The organism is Anaerospora sp., from assembly GCF_032013335.1.
Lineage (GTDB): Bacteria > Bacillota > Negativicutes > Sporomusales > DSM-15969 > Anaerospora.
This window is the reverse complement of the sequence record NZ_DALZUO010000039.1, coordinates 17,746-27,233: the sequence shown is the minus strand read 5'-3', so window position 1 is coordinate 27,233 and position 9,488 is coordinate 17,746. Positions and strand designations below refer to the sequence as shown.

Here is a 9,488-nt window from a genome sequence, read left to right as displayed (position 1 = left end):
ATTAAGTAGTCAAATGCGCCTAGTGCCGCATTCGCACCGGATCCCATAGCAATAATAATCTGCTTATACGGGCTGTTCGTGCAGTCTCCTGCTGCGAATACCCCTGGCACATTCGTCGCTCCATGGCTGTCTACAACGATCTCACCAAAGCGATTGCGTTCTACGGAGCCATTCAGCCACTCGGTGTTGGGAACGAGACCAATCAGGATAAATACGCCTTCCAGCTCCAGATGATGGATCTCCTCTGTACCGCAAACCATATAAGACAAACCGTTAACCTTATCTGTACCGGTAATCTCTTTAGTTTGCACATTTTTTAATACAGTCACATTGGGTAGGCTGAATAAACGTTTCTGCAATACAGTATCTGCTTTCAGCTCGGGCATGAATTCCAGCACCGTCACATGCTCTACAATCCCTGCCAAATCAATTGCCGCTTCAATTCCGGAGTTGCCGCCGCCTATGACAGCCACACGCTTTCCTTTAAACAAGGGACCGTCACAATGAGGGCAATACGCTACCCCTTTATTTTTATATTCGGCTTCTCCCGGTACACCAATATTGCGCCATCGGGCACCTGTCGAGAGAATCACCGCTTTACTCTTTAAGACAGCGCCATTTTCCAATTCAACTTCTACAAATTCTTTCTTTGCCAAACTTTTGGCGCGCTGCAGCTTCATTACGTCAACCGGATATTCTTTGACATGCTCTTCCAGGCTTTCAGCAAGCTTGGGACCCTCGGTATATTTCATACTGATAAAGTTTTCAATTCCCAGCGTCTCTTTAACCTGACCGCCAAACCGCTCAGCAACCATGCCTGTACGGATCCCTTTTCTTGCGGCATAAATAGCCGCACTCGCACCAGCGGGGCCGCTGCCTACAACCAGAATATCAAACGGTTCTTTTTCGTCAAACTCAGCTATGTCAGGACCACTATCGCTGATTTTGGCTAGTATTTCCTCAACGCTCATACGACCGCTGCTGAAAAATTCACCATTCAGGTAAACAACAGGCACTGCCATAATATTCTTAGAATGAACTTCCTCTTGAAAAACAGCACCATCCACCATAGTATGCGTAACGGCAGGATTGAGAACACTCATTAAATTTAACGCCTGGACAACCTCTGGACAATTATGGCAGGTCAGGCTGATATACGTTTCAAAACGATAGGTGCCTTTAACTGCCTTAATCTGATCAATTACTTTTTGCTCAACCTTAGGCGCTCTGCCGCTGACCTGCAACAAGGCTAGCACCAAAGAATTAAATTCATGCCCCAAAGGAATACCGGCAAATGTTATTCCACTATCTGCTCCTACCCGCTGGATACTAAAGCTAGGCGTCCTTGGCAGCTCCGTCTTCTCGGTTGTGATCAAGGGAGACATCGAAGAAATCTCTTCTACCAGAGCAATCATGTCACTAGATACATTGTCGCTGCCTGCGCTGACTTTAATCAGCACATTGCCTTCCATTAATTGCAGATATTGAGATAGTTGTGCTTTTACATCGCTATCTAGCAACATAGAACTCACCTCTTAAATCTTCCCAACAAGATCCAGGTTTGGTTTAAGGGTGGCAGATCCTTCACGCCATCTTGCAGGGCAAACTTCGTTAGGATTTTTTCTAACATATTGGGCAGCTTTAATTTTATTAATCAGCGTGCTTGCGTCACGGCCAATACCGCCGGCATTGATTTCAACAGCCTGCACCAGTCCATCTGGGTCAATAATAAAGGTACCGCGGTCAGCAAGTCCTTGTGCCTCAATCAATACTTCAAAATTTCTTGATAAGGTATGGGAAGGATCGCCAATCATAACGTAAGTGATTTTTTTGATCGTTTCCGAACTGTCATGCCAAGCTTTGTGAGTAAAGTGAGTATCTGTGGAAACAGAATATACTTCCACTCCCAGCTCTTTCAAAGCAGCATATTGGTCTTGCAGATCCTCAAGTTCTGTTGGGCATACAAACGTAAAATCTGCCGGATAGAAGCATACCACGCTCCACTTTCCTTTGAAATTCGCTTCAGTTACTTCAACGAATTTTCCATTGTGATACGCCTGCGCAGTAAACGGTTTTACCTCAGTTCCAATTAATGACATAATCAATTACCTCCATATGTAAATTTTATTTTTGTAATTATTGCTTAAGCAAAAAACTAACTAAGCAATAATTATTATCATTTGATTTATATTATCATATAAATTTTACTAAACGTCAATACTTATTTGAAAATTTTACAAATAAAAAATAGAATTACTTGAATGTAATGACTTCACCGAGTAAAAGATCTATCTTCATACTGAATAGTTGTCTCCATGTTTCAAGAGGAGTATACCCTTAACCAAAGGCGGTAAAGGAAAACAAAAGAACGTGTCCAATCCATATTGAGATTGGACACGTTCTTTGTCAGTTAGACACTTCTTTTAAACCTTACACGCTCACATACTCGCTTCAGCAATTGTATAACTGCTGGAATAGTACCGCTTCGATAACCGCGAATAACGAGCCCGCATTTTCTGCATCTCGTAAAATATTGCTTTTGTGGACTGCTTGTCGAAGTAATATCTACGTTTTCAAACACCGAACTGCCACACTGACATCTGTGCCTGTTGTTCTTCTTGTTGTTCCCCATTGGTTCCTTCCCTTCACATTTCTTATTTAACATTACATAATTTTTCTGTTTACGCTCTTGGCTTATAAAAAGAATAAGTCTCGCAGCATTTATCGTAATACAGCCAATTCTCTATCACAAGTAAAGATGTACAAAAAAATATCAAGAATATTTTAGAATTTTTTGTTAATTTTTTCTTGACAAAATAGGAAAAAGGTCCTACTCCTTTTTGATAAGGACCAGGACCTTTGTTTCATGTTCTTCCAGCAAAGAAATCTGCTTGCTAATAAGCCTGCAGCTACCTTGCTAATTCCATAAAGAGAATGGGATAGTTCTTCCCTGCAGCGTCTAGCTCCGAACGACCAGTAACGCAAAAACCCATATGCTTATAGAAATCAACAGCTTGTGTATTTTGCTCATTAACATCTACTTTTCCTATATTCAATTGATTTATCCCATATAATAACAACTGTTTGCCAATTCCTTGGCCGCGCATACAATCATCAATGAACAGCATTTCCACTTTATTATCTGCCACTCCTATGAATCCATGAATAGCAAGAGCTTCATCCTTGTAGCAAAATAAATCTACCGCATGAAAATATTCTTCCAAAATCAGCGGTTTATAAAACTGAATATCCGCTTCGGTTATAAAGTGATGCGTAGCACGCACTGAACTTTCCCAGATAGCGATCAGCCTCTGGTAATCACCAAAAACTGGTTTTATTATCATTGTTACCTCTTCCCTGTGTCATTGCTTGTTGGAGCATTTACTCTACTCTTCAAAATTGGCATTATTGTAGCGAATGCCAGCACTACTAATAATAAAAATGCCATTTCATTCGTAGCAGCAAATCCGCTTGGTCCATTTCCCTTTATCACTCCGGATAATTGCAGGATGATACCAATCAATCCTACAATCGAGCCACCAGCAACAAGTCCGGAAGATAAACTTATGCCATTAGCGACTCTCACCTCTTTTTCGTGTTCTGATTTACACGATTTTTCTACAAAGTGACGAAGAAATGCACCGATGAGAATGATCGATGTTGTTGATATCGGCAAGTAGAATCCTATAGCAACTGTCATGATAGGAAGCCTTAATAAAAACAAAACAAATCCCATAACAACGCCGACTATGATAATCGGCCAGGGCAATTGACCTGACATAATTCCTGCAGTTAACGTTGCCATTAAGTTAGCCTGTGGTAAGGCAAATGGTACATTATCACCAGTCAGCGCAAGCTGGTTGGAAAGTAATATGATAACACCAATCACTACTGCAACACCAACTACAGACGCAATGGTAAAATATTTATCCATCTCATTGCGCTGTCCGCCTATGATAAAATTAACCTTTTGTGATTGACAATAACCACCTGCTACGGATATTGCAATAACGATAAACGTGCCGAATAAAAGCAACGATTTATTACTTTCCTGATTTTTCCAGCCAAATAAAACAAATAGCAAGGTCACAATGACTAACGATGCGATTGTCATACCTGATACGGGAAGATTGGAGGTACCTATTGTGCCAGTTAGACGGCCTGAGACAATAACAAATAGTAACGATAAGAATAGTGATAAAACGGTAGCTCCAACTGCCATTACCATATTGCCACCGGATATCAGAAAGCCTGCTGCAAACCCCACAATTACCCCTGCAATGAGTATAACGTTCGCAGCTGACGAGCTGCCGGAACCATTAGCAGATTTTGCATTAAGCGTTTCTTTTATCGAAGAAATAATTGTAGGTATCAGTCTAACAGCCCCGATTAGGCCACCGGAAAGCATCATCCCGGCACCGATATATTTTACATAGCTGCCTGCTATATGCTTCACTTGCATAGCGTTTATCGCAACATGCTGATTATTCCATATAGTTGCTCCGTTATTCCCGAAAGAAGCGAAATAGCCGATTAAAGACATTATACCAAAGTTGGCCAATATCGAGCCGGCAAACATGGTGATAGCAACATCTAATCCGACAATGAAGCCTATTCCAACTAATAGTGGGTTAACTTCGACTTCAAATTTCCATTTATAGAAAGTTTCGTTTACAAAACTGATTACGGTATTCGCTGCATTTAAAAATGATTCCGTAACAACGGTTATTAGTCCGCTTACGCCAAAGCCAATCCCCATATACTTGACGGATTCTCCAGCCCCTTCGGACGCAACAAGAGTTTCTGATATAGCCATTGACTCAGGGTACATTAATTTGCCGTGCTCTTCAACTAATAAATAGTTGTAAACAATAGAAGCAATGCCAATGCCGAACAATACTCCACCTACACCGACAGCAAGGCCTTCAAGAAAAGAAACCTGCGCTCCAATTAGCAAAATTGATGGCAAAACGAAAATCATGCCGCTTGCAACAGATTCGCCCCCGCTGGACATGCCTTGAATTAAGTTTTTGCCAAGAATACCTTTTTGCTTAGCGAATGCGGCTATAAATGCGGAACCAATAATTGATCCCGGTATGCCAGCTGCAACCGTCAGCCCTGATTTCATGCCTGAATAGGCAGTGGATGCTGCAAATAAAGCCGCTAAAATAACACCAATCATTAATACGGCAACATTTCCACCCAGTTTAGAACCACTGGAAATGTAAGGCACATAGTCTTTACCGGCTACGCCGCCATACGCGCCTCTTGAAAGCTTTTTGTTCATTTAAATACCCCTTACGTATTATTTATCGCGCTGCCATTAAAGATAGACTTTCCGCCTAAACTATTTTATACTCTTCAGTACTTCCAGCAGGTATTCCCATGTCCGTTGCACGGAAGATATGCTCATATGCTCATCCGGTGTATGCACATCATATAGGTTAGGGCCAAAAGAAATTGCATCCATTCCGTCAAATTTCTCTGTAAATAATCCGCACTCCAATCCTGCATGTATCGCGGTAATATGAGGTTTCTTTCCGTACATCTTTTCATAAACATCTTCAAAAACGACTCTTATTTTTGAAGATGGGTTATAAGCCCACTCCGGATAATCACCTTCACCAACAACACTTCCGCCGTTTAATTTTGCCGTTACAGCTAATCGATTATATAATTCTGTTTTTAGACTTTTAACAGAACTTCTGATTGCGCTGATAAACTCAATCGATTCCTTGTCTGTAGAAATTACGCCAAGGTTCAATGAGCTTTCTACTAGTCCCTTAATATCCATACTCATTGAGGTAATACCATTTAAAGCGATATATAAGTAGTTAACCACATGATGAGTAGATTTTCTCGAAAGCATTTTTGGAGGCAGGGCAGGTAAAACTTCATATTCCACTTGTATATCCGCGTCGGATGTCCTTAGTTCAGTCGAAAATACATTTCCACACTCAACTATTTTTTTCTCAACAAAATCCTTGTCCTTGGCATGGATTAAAATAACTGCTTCCGCTTCCCGTGGAATTGCATTGTTCTTTGCCCCTCCGCTGATTGAACTGAGGCTAAAGTCGACCTCTGATAAAACAGACATCAATATCCGACCTAATAATTTATTAGCATTTCCTCTTTCCTTATCAATTTCCATTCCAGAATGGCCACCCTTCAGGCCTTTTACCTTAATGCCATAGGGAATAAGAGTTGTATCGCTTGTTACTTCCCATTCTGCCGGAATCTTTGTCTTAGCGGTAACTCCCCCAGCACAGCTCACTAATAACGTACCTTCTTCTTCAGAGTCGATATTGATCAGCGTTCTGCCCTCAACATCCTTAGGATCTAATGCTACTACTCCATCCATACCGGTTTCTTCTGAAGTTGTAATAACTACTTCTATTGCAGGATGTTGATACTGATTGGAAGCCAATATTGCCAAGCCCATGGCCACAGCAATTCCGTTGTCTGCTCCCAAGGTTGTACCTGTAGCATAAATCATATCATCAAGGATTCTTAACTTGAGTGGATCTTTAGTAAAATCATGCTCGACATCTCTATTTTTTTCACAGACCATATCCATGTGTCCCTGCAAAATGATAGAAGGAGCATTTTCATAGCCTGGTGTTGCCTTCTTTTTTATAACAACATTAAGTGCAGCATCCTGCACATATTCAAGTCCGTGCTCCTTAGCGAAAGCCGCTAAATAATCGCTAACCTCTTTTTCATTTCCAGATCCTCTTGGAATCTGGGACAGCATTTCAAAGTAAGTAAATACTTCAACCGGTTGTAGATCCTTAAGTATTTTTGTCATTATCATTACTTCCTTTCCTGTTAAACTTCAAGCCATGTCACATACCCGCCACTGTCAGTTCAACTGACGGCTCTCCCTCCCCTGCCTTTACAAATCAATCACAAAAACAGGAAAAAAACTTAAATTTCTAAGTTATATTGTAACATTCTTAATATTCTCTCCTATAGGGGCAGATTGTACAGAGTTTTTCTTTTTTGTTTGTTCAACATATACAATGAGTAACACAATTAGTCTTTACTTTTTACCGTACTGAGAATATTTATGAATCCTAAGAAAAAGCACCCCTATTCCATGCCGCTAGAGCCGGAGCGAGAGTGCTATCGACAACAGGATTGGACCATATGCTGTATATGCTTTATCTACGAAATGCGTTGATAATCAATTGCTTGCAAGCACTCTGCTGCCTCGTTGAGATCACGCAAAAGATCCTGATAATCTTCCAAGCCGGCGTGAAAACGTAAAATATAGCCCTTTGGCAGAGTTGTAACTTCCCGCTTAGCATGCACCGGCAAAACAAGTGATAAATGGCCGCCCCAGCTTTCGGCAACCCAGAACAGGTTTAGTTCATCTACAAAGGCCTCAATATTCTTCGCTGCTAGTCCAGGATGAAAAACCACACTAAACAGACTATTGCCTTTGCCAAAGTAACGCTGGAAGCGTTCGTAATATGGTGAGGTTTCTAACGTTGGCGATAGAACAGCTGTGACAAACGGCTGCTTCAAAAACCACTCGATCAGCCGGCCAGCAGTGTCGGCGTGCTGATTGAGACGCTCCTCTGTCGAATCAATTCGATGATAAAGCCGCGCACAGGTTGTGGGTGCGACCGCACCATTGCCGGTTGCGCGCAATTCGTCAGCTATAATCTGCAGATCTTGTGAATGCTTGGCAATAACAACACCTGACGGCGTATCACCATAGCCACCTTCATATTTTGTCGTCGCTTGCACAACAATATCAACACCTCGTTCTAGAGGTTGAAAACGGATGTGGCTTGCCCATGTATTATCCATAACAATACGTAATTCAGCCTCTTTTGCGCTGGCTATTATTCCATCAATGTCGGGAATTTCGAAAGTCCCGCTGCCCGGGGCCTCGATATAGACAAGCAAGTCTTCACGCTTAGCGTATTCGCTACGCGCTCTTACCAATACTGCGCGAAATTCATCTGCTGAAGCACCTGCCGGATAACGGATTTGTCTTATTCGCCGCCTGTTCAGAAACCGGATCATGGGCCCATATACATTGTCGGGAATAAGAACGGCTTTCGGGGAAAATGCATCTACCGTTGTAGCAATCGCGGCTAATCCCGATGAACAAATGACAGCACCTTGCCCTTTATGCAACAGGGCAATTTTTTTACAAACAGCGTCGGCTTCCGGTGTCAGAGGAATGCCATATTCAGCGCCGCCATAAGGTGCTCTGCCGCATTCGTCTGCTGCACGGTAGGTCTCAAACAAAGGAAACAAAACGGAACTTTGCCCCCAGGAACCCTTCTGCGAAAAGGAGCTAGCTTCTCCAAGTCCCGATGGATTTGGATGACCGCTAACTTCATAGGGATCAGAAACCGGATCATGTAACAGTCGCGTTTTAGGCGAACAGAACGTGAGAAATGCACGTCGCGCTTCGCATTTACTTGAAGTTTCTAGTATTTTGTCCGCCACAGAAATCGTCCTCCAAATCTAATTGTATAATTGATATTCTTGAATGAGCAATCAAGGTCCTTTTTTACAGATGATAACTTTTAGTTTCCCAGCATTGTAGCTCCCTTTTTTCTACAGTGGTATAATTATTCTATTTATATCCCTAAAAATAGTTTAAAGCATGCCATTTTAAAATAGGGATAAAAGGAGCATAGCTTTATGGAAAAATCAAAGCTTATTGAAATGATAGAAAAGAATCCGTATGCCCTATCATTTATCGATACTCCTACTGATGAGATGAAAATGGTAGCAATTAAGAAAAATGGACTTACGCTGCAATATATCCATCAACCAACCAGAGAGATGCAAGAAGCAGCGATAAACAACAATCCCCGGGCAATACAATTTATTAGCAGCCCTACAGAAGCTATGATGATCAAAGCAATCAATGCTGGTTGGAACAACTTAGAATATATCAAAGATCCACCAGAAGCGCTGTTAAAATTAGCAATCAAGCAAGCGGGCTGGGCGATTAAATACGTAAATAGTCCCACTGAGGAATTGCAGTTATTGGCAGTAGAAAAAAATTACGATTCCATTAAGTTTATCAAAAAGCCTTTGCCAATCGTTCAAGAAGCGGCTGTAAGAATAAGTTATGATGCATTACGGTATATTCATTCTCCGGCACCGCATGTAGAGCTTATTGCTATTAAAAATAATGAACAGGCTATTCGGCTTATCAATGACTTAGATAAAAATAAACTGTTAGAATTCTTGAAAGTAAACATTTTAGTCATTAAATATCTCAAAAAAGAGACAGAAATATCCCCAAGTGAATTAAGTCAAGTGTTAGCCGAAGTATTATCTAAAGAAGACGTAGAAGAAAAATATGTTAGAGATTTTTTAAATTGCAGTATGATCGATAAAGCTAGTGACATTGTATCCCTGGATAAATTAATGTTTATTTATCAACATGGAAGTAGAACGGCAAAAAAAATAGCCGTAGATGAAAAGCTAAAACTAAAGTAGGTGGGAGAAAG

At 41.2% G+C, this 9,488-nt stretch carries 7 protein-coding genes; 1 reads left to right on the top strand and 6 read right to left on the bottom strand.

Annotated features, from left to right (window positions below; translation table 11 throughout):
• From ahpF to RTR76_RS19790, 6 genes are all read right to left on the bottom strand, one after another.
• Window positions 1-1,523: alkyl hydroperoxide reductase subunit F (gene ahpF, locus RTR76_RS19815; RefSeq protein WP_312524242.1), on the bottom strand; the 1,523-nt coding region annotated here is incomplete at its 3' end.
• Window positions 1,524-1,535: 12 nt separating this feature from the next.
• Entirely contained in the window at window positions 1,536-2,099 is a 564-nt protein-coding gene (gene ahpC / locus RTR76_RS19810; protein ID WP_312524241.1) for an alkyl hydroperoxide reductase subunit C, read from the bottom strand.
• Between the two features lie 810 nt (window positions 2,100-2,909).
• The gene (locus RTR76_RS19805) at window positions 2,910-3,344 is read right to left on the bottom strand and encodes a GNAT family N-acetyltransferase (RefSeq protein ID WP_312524239.1); all 435 of its coding nucleotides are present in this window, start codon (window positions 3,342-3,344) and stop codon (window positions 2,910-2,912) included.
• Between the two features lie 2 nt (window positions 3,345-3,346).
• A complete protein-coding gene (locus RTR76_RS19800; protein ID WP_312524237.1) occupies window positions 3,347-5,287 on the bottom strand; it encodes an OPT/YSL family transporter in 1,941 nt (646 codons plus the stop codon).
• 60 nt (window positions 5,288-5,347) lie between these two features.
• Window positions 5,348-6,808 carry an aminoacyl-histidine dipeptidase gene (locus RTR76_RS19795; RefSeq protein WP_312524234.1) on the bottom strand — a complete coding sequence of 487 codons (1,461 nt, stop codon included), beginning with the start codon at window positions 6,806-6,808 and terminating at the stop codon, window positions 5,348-5,350.
• Window positions 6,809-7,167: 359 nt separating this feature from the next.
• Window positions 7,168-8,469, bottom strand: a complete 1,302-nt coding sequence (locus RTR76_RS19790) for an aminotransferase class I/II-fold pyridoxal phosphate-dependent enzyme (RefSeq protein WP_312524233.1) — start codon at window positions 8,467-8,469, stop codon at window positions 7,168-7,170.
• A 198-nt stretch (window positions 8,470-8,667) separates the two neighbouring features.
• Here RTR76_RS19790 and RTR76_RS19785 point away from each other — a divergent pair, with 198 nt between their 5' ends.
• Entirely contained in the window at window positions 8,668-9,477 is an 810-nt protein-coding gene (locus RTR76_RS19785) for a hypothetical protein (RefSeq protein ID WP_312524232.1), read from the top strand.
• Window positions 9,478-9,488 lie beyond the last annotated feature (11 nt).